Source organism: Demequina sp. NBRC 110053 (genome assembly GCF_002090095.1).
Taxonomy (GTDB): domain Bacteria; phylum Actinomycetota; class Actinomycetes; order Actinomycetales; family Demequinaceae; genus Demequina.
The window spans coordinates 1,518,845-1,534,289 of record NZ_BBRJ01000002.1 but is presented as its reverse complement, the minus strand read 5'-3'; the positions used below and the strand labels follow the sequence as shown (position 1 = coordinate 1,534,289).

The window sequence follows — 15,445 nt, the reverse complement described above, 5'->3', positions numbered from 1 at the left end:
TCGGCTGCGCGCGTACGCTCGGCATGGTGACGGTGTACATCGATCCGCCGCTGTGGCCCCGCCACGGCACCACGTGGAGCCATCTGGTCTCGGACGCAGCGCTCGACGAGCTGCACGCCCTCGCGCGGTCCGCTGGCGTTCCTGCTCGCGCCTTCGACCTCGATCACTACGACGTCCCGGCCGAGCGCCACGACGCGCTCGTCGCGCTGGGCGCGCGCCCCGTGAGCACTCGCGAGCTGATCCGCCGCCTGCGCGCCTCCCCGCTTCGCGTCACCGCCGCTGAGCGTCACGGCCGCGCCTGACCGGCGGAGCCGGCCCGCGCATCGGCGCTCCTGCCGGCTCCTGGTGGTCGGTTCTCGCTCACCAGCCCCCTTCTCATGAGCGAGTGGGGCCCCACTCGCGCACAATGGGCGTCGGATGAGCGGAAGCGCGCCGCCAGGATGCACGAAGGCCCCCGGAGCGCGAGCTCCGGGGGCCTTCGTGGCGTTGAGGCTGTGGCTTAGAAGCCCATGCCGCCCATGTCGCCACCACCGGCGGGCATCGCCGGCTCGGGCTCGGGGATGTCCGCCACGACCGCCTCGGTCGTGAGGAACAGGCCCGCGATGGATGCGGCGTTCTGCAGCGCCGAACGGGTCACCTTGACGGGGTCGTTGACGCCCGCTGCCAGCAGGTCCTCGTAGACGCCGGTCGCGGCGTTGAGGCCGTGACCGACCTCGAGGCCCTTGACGCGCTCGACGACGACGCCGCCCTCGAGGCCGGCGTTGACGGCGATCTGGCGCAGCGGCGCGGTGATCGCGGACTCGACGATGCGCACGCCCGTGGCCTCGTCACCCTCGAGCTCGAGGGAGGCGAGTGCCGTGGTGCCAGCCTGGATGAGGGCCACGCCACCACCGGCGACGATGCCCTCCTCGACGGCGGCCTTCGCGTTGCGAACGGCGTCCTCGATGCGGTGCTTGCGCTCCTTGAGCTCGACCTCGGTGGCCGCGCCCGCCTTGATGACGGCCACGCCGCCGGCGAGCTTGGCGAGGCGCTCCTGGAGCTTCTCGCGGTCGTAGTCCGAGTCGGAGTTCTCGATCTCGGCACGGATCTGGTTCACGCGACCAGCGACCTGGTCCTCGGCGCCGGCGCCGTCCACGATGGTGGTGTCGTCCTTGGTGACGACCACCTTGCGGGCCTGACCGAGCAGCTCGAGACCGGCGTTCTCGAGCGAGAGGCCGACCGACTCGGAGATGACCTGGCCACCGGTGAGGATCGCCATGTCCTGCAGCATCGCCTTGCGGCGGTCGCCGAAGCCGGGTGCCTTGACGGCGACGACCTTGAGGTTGCCGCGCAGCTTGTTGACCACGAGCGCCGCGAGGGCCTCGCCGTCAACGTCCTCGGCGACGATCGCCAGAGGCTTGCCGGCCTGCATGATCTTCTCGAGAACGGGCAGCAGGTCCTTGAGGGACGAGATCTTCGACTCGACGAGCAGGACGTACGCGTCCTCGAGGACGGCCTCCTGGCGCTCGGCGTCCGTGACGAAGTAGGGGTTGAGGTAGCCCTTGTCGAAGCGCATGCCCTCGGTCAGTTCGAGCTCGAGGCCGAACTGGTAGGCCTCCTCGACCGTGATGACGCCCTCCTTGCCGACCTTGTCCATCGCCTCGGCGATGAGCTCGCCGATGGCGGGGTCGCCGGCGGAGATGCCAGCGGTCGCGGCGATCTGCTCCTTGGTCTCGATCTCCTTGGCGGAGTTGAGCAGCTCGGCGGTGACGGCCTCGACGGCCTTCTCGATTCCCTTCTTGAGGGCGATCGGGTTGGCGCCGGCCGAGACGTTGCGCAGGCCCTCGCGGACGAGCGCCTGGGCGAGAACGGTGGCGGTGGTGGTGCCGTCGCCAGCGACGTCGTCGGTCTTCTTGGCGACCTCCTTGACGAGCTCAGCGCCGATCTTCTCGTAGGGCTCCGACAGCTCGATCTCCTTGGCGATCGAGACGCCGTCGTTGGTGATCGTGGGGGCGCCCCACTTCTTCTCGAGCACGACGTTGCGGCCCTTGGGGCCGAGGGTGACCTTGACGGCGTCCGCGAGGGCGTTCATGCCCCGCTCCATACCGCGACGGGCCTCCTCATCGAAGGCAATCTGCTTTGCCATGGGTGTCTATTCCTCTTTCGATGAATGTGGCGTCGAGCCGCCCGCGACGGACGATGCCGAGGCCGCGCGTTCCTTTCACGCCCGGTCCGGTCACCTCGGCTCGACGAGCCGGTGGTTAGCACTCTCATGACGAGAGTGCTAAATGCGATTCTGGCACTCTCCACCTGCGAGTGCAAACCGTGTCACCGGGATTTCACCGTCCGCTGACCGCGCCCCTTACCCATGCAGCGCCGATGCGCGGACGGCGGGCGGCGTCACGCCCCCAGCTTGTTCGCCGCGACAGTCCCGAACATCTCGGAAGCGGACACCCTTCGCACGGGGCCGCGATGGCGGTGGCGGCGGCGTGTCGCCGCGCGCAGGTTCGAAACTGTCTGGCGGTCCGTCGCCGCGCCGAGCGAGCCCGATCAGCCGGGATCCGAGGCCAGCAGCACCTCGATCTCGGCGCCGCCGGGCGTGCCTCCGCCCTCGACGGCATCGATGCCCAGCTGGTCCGCGACGTCCTGTGCCGTGTCCGCGAGGCGATCGCCGTCGTACAGCACCACGTTCTCGTCACCAGGGATCAGGCTCGCGGAGATGTTGTTCGCGTCAGTGTTGGTGTAGCCGGCCTCCGTGAGGATGGCCTCCTGCTCGCCGGCGAGGCCCTGGATGCCTGCGCCGTTGCGCACGTGCACCTGAGCGTCGTAGATGATCTCGGGCTCGGGCTCGGCGGTCTCCGTAGGCGTCGGATCCGGGCTCGGGGCCTCGGAGGGCTCGACGCTCGGCTCTGCGGACGGCTCGGGAGACGTGGTGGGCTCGGCGTCGGGTGTGACGGTGACGGTCGGAGTCGGCTGCGGCTCGGCGGGCGTGTCTCCCGAGTTCCACAGCCAGGTCGCGATCAGCCACGCGACGAGGCCACCGACGACCAGTGCGACGAGTGGCGGGAGGACCCGGGTCCACCACGATCGCGGCGCCCGATGGACGCCGACGGGGCCGCCCTCGGCGGCCATCTCGTCGAACTCGTCGCGCGGGTAGTCCTGTGCCACGGGCAGAACTCTAGCGAACGGTGGTCACGTCGAAGGCGCGACCCGACCTGCCGCGCTGGCGCGCGGAGCGCATGCGCCGCAGCCTCTTCACGAGCATCGGGTCGAACACCAGGGCCGCCTCCGTGTCGATCAGCGCGCCGAGCACCTGGTAGTACTGCGTGCTGGACATCGAGAAGAGCTCGCGGATCGCGTCCTCCTTGGCGCCCGCGAACTTCCACCACTGGCGCTCGAACCGGAGGATCTCGGCGTCACGATCGGACAGGTCGAGACCCGTCGACGCATCAAGGGTGCGTGCCGCTTCGCCCATCGTTCCTCCTCGTGCCAGTGCCGCGTCCTGCTGCGCCTACCCTACCCGCGAACTACACGCCTGTCATTCGTCCTCGCAGCGAGCGCATCGGCCCCTCCGGCGTTCGCAGACGCCTCGCCGGCGAGGGCGCAAAGGTGGCAGCTAGGGTGACCCGCATGGAGGATGCATGGCGCTCCCAGGTGGCGACCGATTGGGCCGATGCGCTCGCGCCGTTGGCACCGAGCCTCGCCTCGATCGGGGGCTTCCTCCGCGAGGAGATCGCTGCCGGTCGCGGCTACCTGCCCGCCTCCGCAGCGATCCTGCGAGCGTTTCATGCCCCGCTGGCCGATGTCCGCGTGCTCGTGGTCGGGCAGGACCCCTACCCCACTCCGGGCGACCCGGTGGGCCTGAGCTTCTCCGTCCCGCCGGGACACCCGATGCCGCGCTCGCTGGTCAACATCGCGCGCGAGCTGCGGGAGGACACCGGCGAGCTGCTCGCCGACGGCGATCTCAGCCACTGGGCCGATCAGGGCGTGATGCTGCTGAACCGGGTGCTGACCGTCACCCCTGGCGCGCCGGCCTCCCATCGCGGTCGGGGCTGGGAGGAGATCACGGAGCACGCCATCCGCACGCTCGTGGAGCGCGGCGGCCCACTGGTCGCAATCCTGTGGGGCCGCGACGCGCAGTCGCTCATCCCGATGCTCGGCGACGTGCCGTACGTCGCGAGCGCGCACCCCAGTCCCCTCAGCGCTTCACGAGGATTCTTCGGGTCGCGGCCGTTCTCTCAGGTCAACGCGCTGCTCGAGAGGCAAGGGGCTCGACCCATTCGCTGGGGCGCTCCCATCGAGCCCGCGTCAGGGCGCGGGGCAGATCCGCCCGCCTACCGCAGCTGACGCGCTCTCGGCGAAGCTCACGTAGACAGGCGTGCCCTTCCCGCCGTTCGAGGGATTGGCATACAGCCGAAGCACCGGCAGCTCCGAGCACGAGTAGCCGGGCACCTTGATCCAGTCGCCGTTGGTCCCGACCGCACCCTTCGCCCAGGAGGGCAACGGTGCCGCGTTGAGGTTCAGGGACACGATCGCGTTCGCCGATGTCGTGGTGACGGTGAAGGTCCCGTGGCCCTGTCGTGACCCGGGGGAGCCGTAGGAATCGAACGGGCCGGTGGGATTGACCGTGCACGGGGCACCGGTGGGCTGCAGCGAAGCGTTCACGCTGACGCACGAGTAGGCCGCTGGAGGCGCTGGCGCGGTCCATGACGCCGGCACCCACCACCCGTTCAGCAGTACGGCGACCGTCGCGACGGCGGACGTGTCATAGCTGCTCATCGGCACAGCGTTCTGACCCTGAGCTGCCGGCGTGAGAGTGCCGGATGACAGCCGCGCACCGTTGGAGGCACGAAGGGCGACATCGATGCTGGTGCCGATGCACGCCGCGGGCACGCCCGTGAGTCGCACGGTGGTCTGCGCGGCGCTGGCGGCGGGCGCCGTGGCGGCCAGCGACGCGGTCGTGCAGGCCTGATTGGTCATGGTCACGATGCCCGAGCCGGAGACGTTCAGCGTCGCTGCGGAGGCGTGCGTCACGGAGCTCGCGACGAGCGCCGCGATCGCGGCGACAGCCGCGCAGAGCACCGCCATGGTGCGCGTCCGACGGGGCGTGGGCTCACTCATGAGCCGGCTCGCGAGGCGTCGCCGTGTCGAGCGGAGTCCGCGGACTCCGGCGCCGGTGTCTCGGCGTCGCCTGTCTCGGGGCACGGGCGCGAGGGCCAGATGAGCAGCGCGAGCGCGACGAGCAGGAGGCTGCCCCACACGATCGGGCTCTGCAGGGCGCCGGCCCAGGCGCCGATGGACGGCAGGTGCACCCGGGCCACGCCGAGCACGTCGTCGCCCACGGGCTCGATCGGGTCGATGAAGTCGTTGTTGTCGCCCTGCAGCACCCAGCCGGAGCGCGCGTCGCCGCCGATCACGCGGTGGACGATCTTGCCATCGCCCAGCTCCTCAGAGGTGTAGACGACGACATCGCCTACGGCTGGTTCGCCGGAGCGCGCGATCACGATGTCGCCGGTGTGATACGTCGGCTCCATCGACTCGCCATTGACGACGATGGCCGTCGTGCCGCCGCCAAGGCTGCTGGGCCAGACGAAGTAGGCCAGCACCCCGACGAGCCCCCATGCCAGCACGTTCGAGAGCACGCGAGACCACCGGCGGCCACGAAGGCCGCCGGCGGTCCGGCGCTCGGAGAGTGCGGTCACGGGGGGTCGTCGATACGGGTGAAGCGATGTCAGGAGATCGCGACCGCGGCCTGGCGGATCTGCTCGGAGACGATCGGCGACGCCGGCGTCAGGGTGACCGAGCCGGTGGCGTTCAGGGTGCCCGTCGCGGAACCGATCTGGTTGCCCGAGCCGTTCAGGACGTAGACCGTGACGGCCTTGCCGCTGCACGCGGCGTCGACGCCGGAGAGCTTGATGCCGGTCGTCGAGAAGCCGGTCGCGCCGTACGCGGTCGTGTAGGCGACGTTGACGGAGTCGTCGCACTCGGCCCCGGTGCTGACGCCGACGAGCGGCGAGTCCTCGGTGACGCCGAGCGTCGCGGCCGACGCCAGCGACAGGCCGGCGATGCCGATGATGCCGAGTGCGATCGCCGCGTGCTTGCGGGTGTTGTTCTTCTGAGCCATCGTATTTCTTTCCTCTGTTCTACATGCGTCCGGGCTCGACGAATTCGAGACACCTGGAACGGGTTGCCATCGTGCTGTGGGCCCGGCAGGCTGACGCCGGCGCTGCCACGGAGGATGGGACGCGGCATCGAGACGGTGATGACGCGGTTTCTGGTTCCAGGTATCGAGAACGTTTCGATCCTCGCGCGAACCCGCTGCTTACCTGGAACGACGGAATCCTACGCGGTCCCATGACCTCAAGTCTCGCGCGGTGACGAGGATCACACCCGGGACCCTGGTCCCGCACCAGTGGGATGGACGGGTGCGTGCGCGCCGCGGGGCTCAAGGGAGCTGGCAGCGGGACTCGAACCCGCAACCCCCGTATTACAAGTACGGTGCGCTACCAATTGCGCCATGCCAGCGTCTGACCCTCGGGAGACAGGGGCCGCCCCAGAAGGATACCCAGCCTGCGCATCGGCCGTACACGCCAGGGAGCCCCGCCGCAGCAGCGGCGGGGCTCCCAGCGCTTGCGCGGCTACTGCTCCTGGATGAACGTTCGCAGAGCGCCCGGCTGGGTGTACAGCACGTCCTCCTGCGTCAGCAGCTCGCGGTCGAGCATCAGCGACGGCGTGCCGGTGACGCCGTCCTGGCTGGCCTGGTCGGTGGCCGCGAGGACCCACTTCGTGAACGTGCCGTCGGTGAACGTGGCGGCCACGTCGGCAGAGACGCCGGCGTCCACCGCGACCTGCTCGATCTGGTCGTCGGTGAGGCCGCCCGACTCGGGACGGCTGGCGAACAGCGCGGAGGTGAAGTCGAGGTAGGCCTCCGGCTCGGCGTCCGCGACGGTCGCTGCGGCGTTCGCCGCGCGCGTCGAGTAGTCGCCCAGGAATGCGATGGGGTGCACCCAGATCGCCGCCTCCTCGGCCTCGGCCATCGCCTCGATGTCCGCGCCGTTGGTCGCCTCGAAGCTCGCGCAGTGCACGCAGTTGAAGTCCTCATAGATGTCGAGCCTCGGGGCGTCTGCGGGAACCGCGCCGCCCGCGGCACCGTCAGCGCCGATCGGGATGCCGCCGGTCTCATCGGCCCCGGCCGGGGCCACGGCGTCCGCCGAGTCGAGGCCGGGCACCTGGGACGACTGCACGATGAACAGCACGATGCCGCCGAACACCACGATCGCGATGGCGACCCCGATGATGATGCCGAGCGTCGTGCGGCGCTCCTGCGACTTCACGTTCTTCTGCGCCTGGGCGCGAGCCGCGGCCGCCTTGGCGTTCTTGGGGGCGCTGGTGTTCTTGGCCATGGTGCTACTTCCTCACGTCGTTCGGTACAGATTCTAGGTCCGCCTCGGGGTCGGCCTCGCCGCCGCTGAGCCAGCCATCCGCCGAGAACCGACTGCGGGGCCAGATCGCCAGGTACGTGCCCAACGCGATGAAGCCCACGCGCTCGAGCAGGTGCATGGGGTAGTTGGTCTCGCTCTCCGCGACCTCTCCCCCGCCGCCGAAGCAGCCGCAGTCGATGTTGAGTCCCGTCGACCACGCCCAGATGACGCCGAACGTGAATCCCGCCATCATCACCAGCCACACGACGGCTGCCCAGCGCGTGAAGGCCCCCACGAGCAGCAGCGCTCCCAGGATGACCTCCACGAACGGCAGCATGGTGCCGACGAACGGCACCACTGCCTCGGGAAGCAGCTGATACGCGCGCACGGCCCTGACGGACTGCTGGATGTCGGCGAACTTCGGGATCGCCGCTGCGAACAGGATGATCGCCATCGACAGGCGCACCAGCAGGCTCACCCACGGCTGCACTGTCGCGAAGCGGCTCTTGAAGCCCATGAAGTCGAATCCCTCCACGCCGGGTGCGATCGCGCGGTGCGACCCACCCCTGGCGCTCTTGCCATTGCCGGGCCAACGTACCGCACCCGACCCGGGTTCCCGTGCGCGCCACCGCTTGACGCGGACAGCTCCTCGCGCCCGCGACCGGCCGCTCGCTACGCAGGAAGCTCAGGGAGCGGCCATGACCACGGCGTCGCGCCGAGATACACCGCGACCGCGATGACGCCCAGGGCAGCGAGCGCCACGACGACCCATGCCGCGGCGACACCGCGGGTGGGCGCGAGGGCGTCCGCGACCCGGTGCGCGCCTTCGCGGGTCATCGCCATCCAGGGGCCCCACCACAGCGCGAGCGCGGCCACGACGCCTCCCGCCGCGAGCGCGATCGCATGACCCCACGCCTGAGCGGCATCGGTGCCGGGCGCGAGGTGCTCGGCGGAAACGAGCCACCACGAGCCCGCCGCCGTCGCGCCGCCCAGGCCAGCGGCGATCAGCGCGGCCGGCACCGTCTCGCCCGCCGCGCGCAGCAGGTGCCACGGCAGGCCGAGCGTGTGCAGCGCCGCGTCCCCGCGTCGCTGACCCTTGCGCTGGCGTGCAAGGTGGAGCGCATGCGCGCGTCGCTGCACCGCCCGCACCACGACTGCGCCGCCCACCAGCACGAAGAACGCGACGAACGGTGCGAGTGCGGCCGCCCCGGCGACGGCGAGCATCCACGTGGCCACCATCAGGTGGTGGCGACGGACCCGCGCGATGGGCAGCGTGCCCGCATCGGCGTCCTCAAGCGCGATGGGGTCGCCGGACAGCGGCGGCGACGGGACCGATGCGGGGGTGCCTGTCGACGCGCTCGGCTCGTCATCGCCATAGATCAGGGTCGGATCGACGGCCGCGCCTCCTTCTACGGCCATGCCGCTCTGCGCGGCGGATGCGCTGTGCGCGGCCGATGCGGTCATCACGGCCGTGGGCGCGAGGCCTCCGTCCGAACGCGCCATCACCGTGGTGGCTCCGCGCATGGCCGCGACCACCTCGGACGGGGAGGGGCGGTCGCCGATGTCGCGCCCGAGCGCCGCCTGCAGCGCCTCGGCGCCCGGAACACGCGGGAGGTCGACGTCGGCCTCGAGGGTCTTCGAGATCGCGCCGGTGCCGGAACCGAACGGCGCCCTGCCCGTCATCGCGTAGGCGACCGTCGCCGCCCACGACCAGCAGTCGGCGATGGGCCCGGGAACGGCACCGTCGATGACCTCTGGCGCGACGTAGCCGGCGGTGCCGGACACGAGTCCGTCCCTGGTCAGACGGGGGTCCTGCTCCCGGTGCGACAGACCGAAGTCGATCAGCACCGGTCCGTCAGGTCCCATCATGATGTTGGAAGGGGTGACGTCGCGGTGCACCACGCCTGCCCGGTGCGCTGCCTCCAGCGCGGACGCAGTCCGCTCGGCGAAGGTCGCGAGCTCCTCTCCGACGAGGGGGCCGTGGTCCTGGACGTGCTGCCACACGCTCACCCCAGGGATGTACTCGAACACCACGAACGTCTCGTCGCCGTCGAGCTCCGCGTCGAGGATGCGCGGCACCGCGGGGTGCCGCAGGGCCTGCAACGCGTGCACCTCGCGCTCGAGGCGTTGCGCCGCGACGTGGTCGTGGCGGGCATCGACCAGCTTGAGAGCGGCCTCGTGGCCGCCGGCGTCGCGGACCTTGTACACCGCGCCAGAGCCGCCCCGACCCAAGGTCTCGATGACGACGTACCCGCCGATGTCCTCACCCGCTTCGCGCGTCACGCCAGCCATGGCATCACGCTACCCCGACCGCGGTTGGACCCGTCCGCACGATGTGGCAGGATGAATGCACCCGTCTCGACTTCGGCACGGGAAGTGTCACTGTGGACACCACATCGGCACTCTTCACTACGGATCGTCCGGCACGTACCTGCCGGTGAAGGGACCATCTCATGGCCAGCGTTACCTACGACAAGGCGTCGCGCATCTATCCCGGGACCGAGCGCCCGGCGGTCGACTCCCTCGACCTGGAGATCGCCGACGGCGAGTTCCTCGTCCTCGTCGGACCTTCCGGCTGCGGAAAGTCGACCTCCCTGCGCATGCTCGCGGGACTCGAGGACATCGACCAGGGAGCCATCTGGGTGGGCGACCGCGACGTCACCCACGTCCAGCCCAAGGATCGCGACATCGCGATGGTGTTCCAGTCCTACGCGCTCTACCCGCACATGACCGTGGCGGACAACATGGGCTTCGCGCTCAAGATCGCCAAGGTCGACAAGGCGGAGATCCGCCAGCGCGTCGAGGCCGCGGCGAAGATCCTCGACCTGACCGAGTACCTCGACCGCAAGCCCAAGGCCCTGTCCGGCGGTCAGCGCCAGCGCGTGGCCATGGGTCGCGCGATCGTGCGCCAGCCGCAGGTGTTCCTCATGGACGAGCCGCTGTCGAACCTCGACGCCAAGCTCCGTGTCCAGACCCGTACCCAGATCGCCGCGCTCCAGCGCCGTCTGGGCACTACCACGGTCTACGTGACCCACGACCAGGTCGAGGCGCTCACCATGGGCGACCGCATCGCCGTGCTCAAGGACGGCGTCCTTCAGCAGGTGGGCTCGCCGCGCGACATGTACGACGCCCCCGCCAACGTGTTCGTGGCAGGCTTCATCGGCTCGCCCGCGATGAACATCGGCACCTACCAGGTGTTCGACGGCCAGGCTCAGGTGGGCCGCGCCAAGGTCGACCTCGCCCGCGAGGCCGTCTCCGCGCTCAAGGCAGAGGACAAGAACCACGTCGTCCTGGGCTTCCGCCCCGAGTCCCTCGACCGCGTGGCGCCCAACACCGACGGAGCGATCCCGATCGAGGTCGACGTGGTCGAGGAGCTCGGCTCGGACGCCTTCGTCTACGGCGAGGTGCCCAACGAGTTCGGCGGTGCCGAGGACGTGCACTTCGCCGCTGGCGACTCGCAGATGATCGTGCGCATCGACCCCCGCGATGTCCCCGGCAAGGGCGACACCGTGTGGGTCAAGATCCGCGAGGGCGAGCAGCACGTGTTCTCCGCTGCCACCGGCGAGCGTCTGTCGTCCGAGGTGCACACCGACGCATCGGCGACTCACAAGGCCTGATCGCGTAGCAGTCACAGGAGGGGCGGTCCCGCGAGGGGCCGCCCCTCCTGCTGTTCCCGCCCTGCCGCCTGCTCCGCGACGCCGGTGCGCAGCGCGGGTTGCGAAACTCGGACGGAGCGCATCGGCCGGCCGCAGAGCCGATGCGCGGGCGGGCTCGGGCGCGCGGGCGCCGGTTACGCTGGGGCCATGCCGCTGCACATCACCGGAGCCGCAGACCCTGCCCTCATCGAGCTCCCGTGGGACGTGCCGCTCGAGGCGTGGCCGGAGGAGCACATCGCGGCGCTGCCGCGCGGGCTATCCCGCCACGTCGTGCGGTTCGTGCGCCACGGCGACGGCGTGATCGCGGTGAAGGAGACGAACGCGGAGATCGCGCACCGCGAGTTCACGATGCTGCGCGAGCTCCAGCGCATGGAGGCACCGTGCGTGCACCCCGTCGCGGTGGTGTCAGGACGCACGTCCGCGTCGGGCGAGCCGCTGTCCGCCGCGCTGATCACGGAGCACCTCGCGTACTCGCTGCCGTATCGCGCGCTGTTCTCGCAGGGCCTGCGACGCGCCACGCTCAAGCGGCTGGTGGGAGCGCTGTCGGTGCTGCTCGTGCGACTGCACCTGCTGGGCTTCTACTGGGGCGACGTGTCGCTGTCGAACGCCTTGTTCCGGCGCGACGCATCGGAGTTCTCGGCCTACCTCGTGGACGCCGAGACGGGTGACATGCACGCGCGACTCACGGACGGGCAGCGCGAGACCGACCTCGACATCGCCACCACGAACATCACCGGAGAGCTGCTCGACCTCCAAGCCTCCGAGGATCTCGATGAGAGCGTCGACCCGTTCGACATCGGCGCGCGGCTCGAGAAGCGCTATCGCGAGCTGTGGAGCGCGCTGACCGAGACCTCGACGCACACGTCCAACATCCGCATGCGGATCGCCGAACGAGTCCGCCAGCTCAACGACCTGGGTTTCGACCTCGACGAGATCGACATGGAGGAGACCGAGGACGGCACGGCCGTGACCATCCGGCCCAAGGTGGTGGACGCAGGCTTCCACCAGCGGCGGCTCATGCGGCTGACGGGGCTCGACGTCCAGGAGAACCAGGCGCGCCGCCTGCTCAACGATCTGGATGAGTACCGCGCGTGGCGCGACCAGCCCGACCAGGATGAGGCGCACGCGGCCCACGAGTGGCTGACGACCATGTTCGAGCCCACGGTTCGGGCCGTGCCGCGCGGGCTGCGCGGCAAGCTCGAGCCGGCGCAGGTGTACCACGAGGTGCTCGATCACCGGTGGTACCTGGCGGAGGCCGCCGATCACGACGTGCCCCTGCCGGTGGCGACGGCGAGCTACGTCAAGAACATCCTTCCCACCAAGGACGACGAGCAGGCCGTGCTGGGCCGCTCGATCGCCGAGATGACCGCGGAGCTCCCTGCTCTGACCGAGGAGCACGGCACCGAGTACGCCGCGCGGGACCCGTACGCCAACGACAACACGTATGCGTGGGGCCGGGTGCCCGAGCCCGATGAGTCGGAGCCGCCCACCGTCAGGCGGTCCTCCACACGCATCCCGGTGAGGAACGCACCCGTGGTGCCGGGCCGTGACCGGGAGCGGGCCACGGCCGACGCGCCCCCTTCTCCCCCGTCGGAGCCGACAGCGGAGTAGGGGCTCGGTCAGCCGAGGGCCTTGCGTGCCTCGTACAGCGCGATGGACGCCGCGACGGAGGCATTGAGACTCTCGGTATCGCCGGCGATCGGGATGGACACGATCTGGTCGCACGCCTCGCGCACGAGCCGGGACAGACCGGCACCCTCAGCGCCGGTCACGATGACGAGAGGGCCGTCGAGCAGCTCGGACCTGCCGACCTCGACGTCGCCGTCGGCGTCGAGGCCCACGACGAAGCAGCCCGCTTTCTTGTACCCCTCGATCGCGCGCGTGAGATTGGTCGCGCGGGCCACGGGAACCCGGGAGGCGGCACCGGCCGACACCTTCCAGGCGGCCACCGTCACGCCCGCGGCCCGGCGCTCGGGGATGACGACTCCTGTCGCACCGAACGCGGCAGCCGAGCGCATGATCGCGCCGAGGTTGCGGGGGTCCTGAATGCCGTCGAGCGCGACGATGCGCACGGGCGCGCGCCCGTCGAGCAGGTCCTCGGGTTCCGCATACGCATAGGGAGGCACCTCGAGCGCGACGCCCTGGTGCGGCGACCCTCCGCCCATGGCGTCCAGGGTCGCCTTGGTCACCTCGCGCACCTCGAGCCCGTGCTCGACGGCGAGCGACACGATCTCAGTGACGCGGTCATCCGCGTCGATCCGGGTGAAGACCGAGAGCCGCTCTGCCGCCATCCCCATGCGCAGCGCCTCGAGCACGGAGTTGCGGCCGATGACGAGCTCCAGCGAGCCCGAGGTCCGGTCGCGTGGAGTGGTGCGGCGGGGCTGCGGACGCTTGGCGGCCTCGGACTCGGCCCTGCGCTTGGCCTTGTACGCCTTGTGATTGGGTCGGTCCTCCGCCTTGGGCGTGGGGCCCTTGCCCTCGAGAGCCTTGCGGCCGTGGCCACCGGTGCCCTTCAGCGCGCCCTTCTTGGAGCCCGCCGTCCGGGTGGCGCCGCGGCGCTTCGAGTTTCCAGCCATGGGTCAAGGGTAGACGGGTGCCCGCCCACACCGCGCATCGGCCCTCAGCGCCACTGGCCCACCTACACGGGCAGGTCGTCGTAGCGGTACAGGAACGCGGCCATCGCGTCACGAGTGGTCTCGTTGAACGGACGGAACTCCAGACCACGAGGCGAGTCGTAGCCCTTCGTGATGCCCGTGTCAGCCAGCCACGTGATCTCCGTGTAGAACTCCGTGTTGTCCTCCGTGATGTCCACGAACGGAGACTCCTCAGGAGCATCCCAATCGGGCTCACCCGCATAGCGGTACAGGAACGCCGCCATCGCATCACGAGTGATCGGCTGCGTGGGACGGAACTCCTGACCCCGAGGCGAGTCCCAACCCAGCGTGATGTCCTGCTCGGACAGCCACACGATCTCCTCGTAGAACTCCGTGCTGTCCGGCGTCACATCCACGAACGGAGACTCGCCAGAGGTGTCCACCTCAGGCTCACCCGCATACCGGTACAGGAACGCCGCCATCGCATCACGGGTGATCTCGCTCTCGGGACGGAACTCCCGACCTGTCGCGGTCGGCCAACCCGTCGTCACCGCTCGATCGGCCAACCACATGATCTCGTCGAAGAACTCCGATGACTCGGGAGTCACATCCTCGAAGGACACCCGCGGCTCGAGGTCGGCGACCGCGAACGCCGCGGGCTTGGGCTGAACAGCGGCATCGAACATCAGCGGTGCGCCCTCCGCGGCGAGCCAGCTCCGGTCGTCGGTGATGCCCCACACGCTGACCGCGATGACCGAGCGATGCGCGACGAAGATCTCGAAGGCGTCCCGGTAGTACGCTGCCTGGTCCTCGAGGCGCTGCTGGGTGACGGGCGTGCCCACGGGCAGGTCGAACTCCGTGACGGCCTGGTCGATGGGGAGGTCCTCGAAGTCGTCCAGCGTGTCGTCGAGCTGCTGCGGCGACATGAACGGCCTGACGTGGAACTGGTGGCCCACGACGTCCACGGGCACGCCACGCTCGAGCAGCCTCTCGACCAGGTCGTGGAGGCGGGCGCGCTTGTCCGGCCACTCCGTCGAGTAGTCGTTGATGTAGAGGTCGACCGGGCGGTCGGCGCCGGCAGCGGCGTACGTCTGATTGAACGCCTCGTCGGCGTAGGCGAACGCGAGATCGATGAAGTCCTCGCCAAGGATGCGATGCCACTCCGACTGGCGCAGCCCACCCGGGTCCGACGACCCGTCGCTGACCACCTCGTTGACGACGTCGAAGGAGACGATGGGGTTGCCGGCGCCGAACAGCCCGAACTCGGAGCTGAGGTGCTCCGCGACGCCGAAGATGTGGTCGCGCATGCGCTCGCGCAGCACCTCTTGACCCGCATCGTCAGCCGGCAGCGGCTCGCCGGCGGCGTTCTCGAAGAACCAGTCGGGAGTCTGCGAGTGCCAAACCAGCGTGTGGCCGTGCACGTCGAGATCGTTGTCGACCGCGAAGGTCATGAGGGTCTCGATGTCGGGGTGCGGGGAGAACACGTCGGGCGCGGAGTACCAGGCGTAGGGCTTCATGTGGTTCTCCGCCGTGAACTGCGTTGCGTGCGTTCGCAGCACCTCCGCAGCCGCCCCGGACGTCTCGCGCGTGTCGATCGCGAACCCGAAGGGCACGCCCAGAGCCTCCGCCATGGGTGTGAGGCCAGGTTCCGGCTCCTCGGCAGCCGCCGGTGCCAGGGAGACGACGAGGAGCGCGAGACCCGCCGTGAGGACGGTCACGGCACGAGAGGCGGGGGCGGTGGTCATGGTTCTCCTCGGAGTCTGCGAGCGGGGCGCGGCACCGTCACCGATGCGGC

General features: G+C 70.0%; 15 protein-coding genes and 1 tRNA gene. 4 read left to right on the top strand and 12 right to left on the bottom strand.

The annotated features are described in order from the left end of the window. Positions 1-26: 26 nt before the first annotated feature. Positions 27-302, top strand: coding sequence for a DUF4031 domain-containing protein (locus B7K22_RS07215; RefSeq protein WP_084039861.1), 276 nt, complete (start codon positions 27-29; stop codon positions 300-302). Positions 303-499: 197 nt separating this feature from the next. On the opposite strand, the gene groL is transcribed toward B7K22_RS07215, so the two are convergent. The 3 genes from groL to B7K22_RS07200 all read right to left on the bottom strand — a co-directional run bounded on the left by groL (position 500) and on the right by B7K22_RS07200 (position 3,454). Next, positions 500-2,125: a chaperonin GroEL gene (gene groL / locus B7K22_RS07210; RefSeq protein WP_084039267.1), complete on the bottom strand. Its 1,626-nt coding sequence runs from the start codon at positions 2,123-2,125 to the stop codon at positions 500-502. A 404-nt stretch (positions 2,126-2,529) separates the two neighbouring features. Beyond that, positions 2,530-3,147: a LytR C-terminal domain-containing protein gene (locus B7K22_RS07205; RefSeq protein WP_084039266.1), complete on the bottom strand. Its 618-nt coding sequence runs from the start codon at positions 3,145-3,147 to the stop codon at positions 2,530-2,532. Positions 3,148-3,157: 10 nt separating this feature from the next. Beyond that, positions 3,158-3,454, bottom strand: coding sequence for a DUF3263 domain-containing protein (locus tag B7K22_RS07200; protein WP_084039265.1), 297 nt, complete (start codon positions 3,452-3,454; stop codon positions 3,158-3,160). A gap of 155 nt (positions 3,455-3,609) precedes the next feature. Here B7K22_RS07200 and B7K22_RS07195 point away from each other — a divergent pair, with 155 nt between their 5' ends. After that, positions 3,610-4,326 (top strand): uracil-DNA glycosylase, encoded by a 717-nt coding sequence (locus tag B7K22_RS07195; RefSeq protein WP_084039264.1) that lies wholly within the window; start codon positions 3,610-3,612, stop codon positions 4,324-4,326. On the opposite strand, the gene B7K22_RS07190 is transcribed toward B7K22_RS07195, so the two are convergent. The 7 genes from B7K22_RS07190 to B7K22_RS07165 form a co-directional block, all read right to left on the bottom strand. Beyond that, a complete protein-coding gene (locus tag B7K22_RS07190) occupies positions 4,288-5,067 on the bottom strand; it encodes a hypothetical protein (protein ID WP_084039263.1) in 780 nt (259 codons plus the stop codon). The genes B7K22_RS07195 and B7K22_RS07190 overlap by 39 nt on opposite strands. A gap of 29 nt (positions 5,068-5,096) precedes the next feature. Further along, complete coding sequence (locus tag B7K22_RS07185; protein WP_159448800.1) at positions 5,097-5,681, bottom strand: signal peptidase I; 585 nt, start codon at positions 5,679-5,681, stop codon at positions 5,097-5,099. 29 nt (positions 5,682-5,710) lie between these two features. Next, positions 5,711-6,103, bottom strand: a complete 393-nt coding sequence (locus tag B7K22_RS12075; protein ID WP_159448799.1) for a hypothetical protein — start codon at positions 6,101-6,103, stop codon at positions 5,711-5,713. 328 nt (positions 6,104-6,431) lie between these two features. Beyond that, a tRNA-Thr gene (locus tag B7K22_RS07180) sits at positions 6,432-6,504 on the bottom strand. Positions 6,505-6,617: 113 nt separating this feature from the next. Further along, positions 6,618-7,382: a thioredoxin domain-containing protein gene (locus B7K22_RS07175; RefSeq protein ID WP_084039261.1), complete on the bottom strand. Its 765-nt coding sequence runs from the start codon at positions 7,380-7,382 to the stop codon at positions 6,618-6,620. A 4-nt stretch (positions 7,383-7,386) separates the two neighbouring features. Next, a complete protein-coding gene (locus B7K22_RS07170; protein ID WP_144276279.1) occupies positions 7,387-7,917 on the bottom strand; it encodes a DoxX family protein in 531 nt (176 codons plus the stop codon). Positions 7,918-8,072: 155 nt separating this feature from the next. Beyond that, positions 8,073-9,692: a serine/threonine-protein kinase gene (locus tag B7K22_RS07165; protein WP_084039259.1), complete on the bottom strand. Its 1,620-nt coding sequence runs from the start codon at positions 9,690-9,692 to the stop codon at positions 8,073-8,075. 161 nt (positions 9,693-9,853) lie between these two features. Here B7K22_RS07165 and B7K22_RS07160 point away from each other — a divergent pair, with 161 nt between their 5' ends. Both B7K22_RS07160 and B7K22_RS07155 read left to right on the top strand, forming a co-directional pair. Beyond that, complete coding sequence (locus tag B7K22_RS07160) at positions 9,854-11,017, top strand: ABC transporter ATP-binding protein (protein ID WP_084039258.1); 1,164 nt, start codon at positions 9,854-9,856, stop codon at positions 11,015-11,017. 186 nt (positions 11,018-11,203) lie between these two features. Then, a complete protein-coding gene (locus B7K22_RS07155) occupies positions 11,204-12,667 on the top strand; it encodes a DUF4032 domain-containing protein (RefSeq protein ID WP_084039257.1) in 1,464 nt (487 codons plus the stop codon). 8 nt (positions 12,668-12,675) lie between these two features. Here the strand turns inward: B7K22_RS07155 and rlmB are convergent, their stop codons facing one another. Further along, positions 12,676-13,632: a 23S rRNA (guanosine(2251)-2'-O)-methyltransferase RlmB gene (gene rlmB, locus B7K22_RS07150; RefSeq protein ID WP_084039256.1), complete on the bottom strand. Its 957-nt coding sequence runs from the start codon at positions 13,630-13,632 to the stop codon at positions 12,676-12,678. Between the two features lie 62 nt (positions 13,633-13,694). Further along, entirely contained in the window at positions 13,695-15,395 is a 1,701-nt protein-coding gene (locus tag B7K22_RS07145) for an endo-1,4-beta-xylanase (RefSeq protein WP_084039255.1), read from the bottom strand. Positions 15,396-15,445 lie beyond the last annotated feature (50 nt).

Bases quoted from the DNA above. Each gene is read 5' to 3' on its own strand.
- groL (WP_084039267.1), bottom strand. From the start codon at position 2,125: ATGGCAAAGCAGATTGCCTTCGATGAGGAGGCCCGTCGCGGTATGGAG.
- B7K22_RS07200 (WP_084039265.1), bottom strand. From the start codon at position 3,454: ATGGGCGAAGCGGCACGCACCCTTGATGCGTCGACGGGTCTCGACCTG.
- B7K22_RS07195 (WP_084039264.1), top strand. From the start codon at position 3,610: ATGGAGGATGCATGGCGCTCCCAGGTGGCGACCGATTGGGCCGATGCG.
- B7K22_RS07190 (WP_084039263.1), bottom strand. From the start codon at position 5,067: ATGGCGGTGCTCTGCGCGGCTGTCGCCGCGATCGCGGCGCTCGTCGCG.
- B7K22_RS12075 (WP_159448799.1), bottom strand. From the start codon at position 6,103: ATGGCTCAGAAGAACAACACCCGCAAGCACGCGGCGATCGCACTCGGC.
- B7K22_RS07175 (WP_084039261.1), bottom strand. From the start codon at position 7,382: ATGGCCAAGAACACCAGCGCCCCCAAGAACGCCAAGGCGGCCGCGGCT.
- B7K22_RS07170 (WP_144276279.1), bottom strand. From the start codon at position 7,917: ATGGGCTTCAAGAGCCGCTTCGCGACAGTGCAGCCGTGGGTGAGCCTG.
- B7K22_RS07165 (WP_084039259.1), bottom strand. From the start codon at position 9,692: ATGGCTGGCGTGACGCGCGAAGCGGGTGAGGACATCGGCGGGTACGTC.
- B7K22_RS07160 (WP_084039258.1), top strand. From the start codon at position 9,854: ATGGCCAGCGTTACCTACGACAAGGCGTCGCGCATCTATCCCGGGACC.
- B7K22_RS07155 (WP_084039257.1), top strand. From the start codon at position 11,204: ATGCCGCTGCACATCACCGGAGCCGCAGACCCTGCCCTCATCGAGCTC.
- rlmB (WP_084039256.1), bottom strand. From the start codon at position 13,632: ATGGCTGGAAACTCGAAGCGCCGCGGCGCCACCCGGACGGCGGGCTCC.
- B7K22_RS07145 (WP_084039255.1), bottom strand. From the start codon at position 15,395: ATGACCACCGCCCCCGCCTCTCGTGCCGTGACCGTCCTCACGGCGGGT.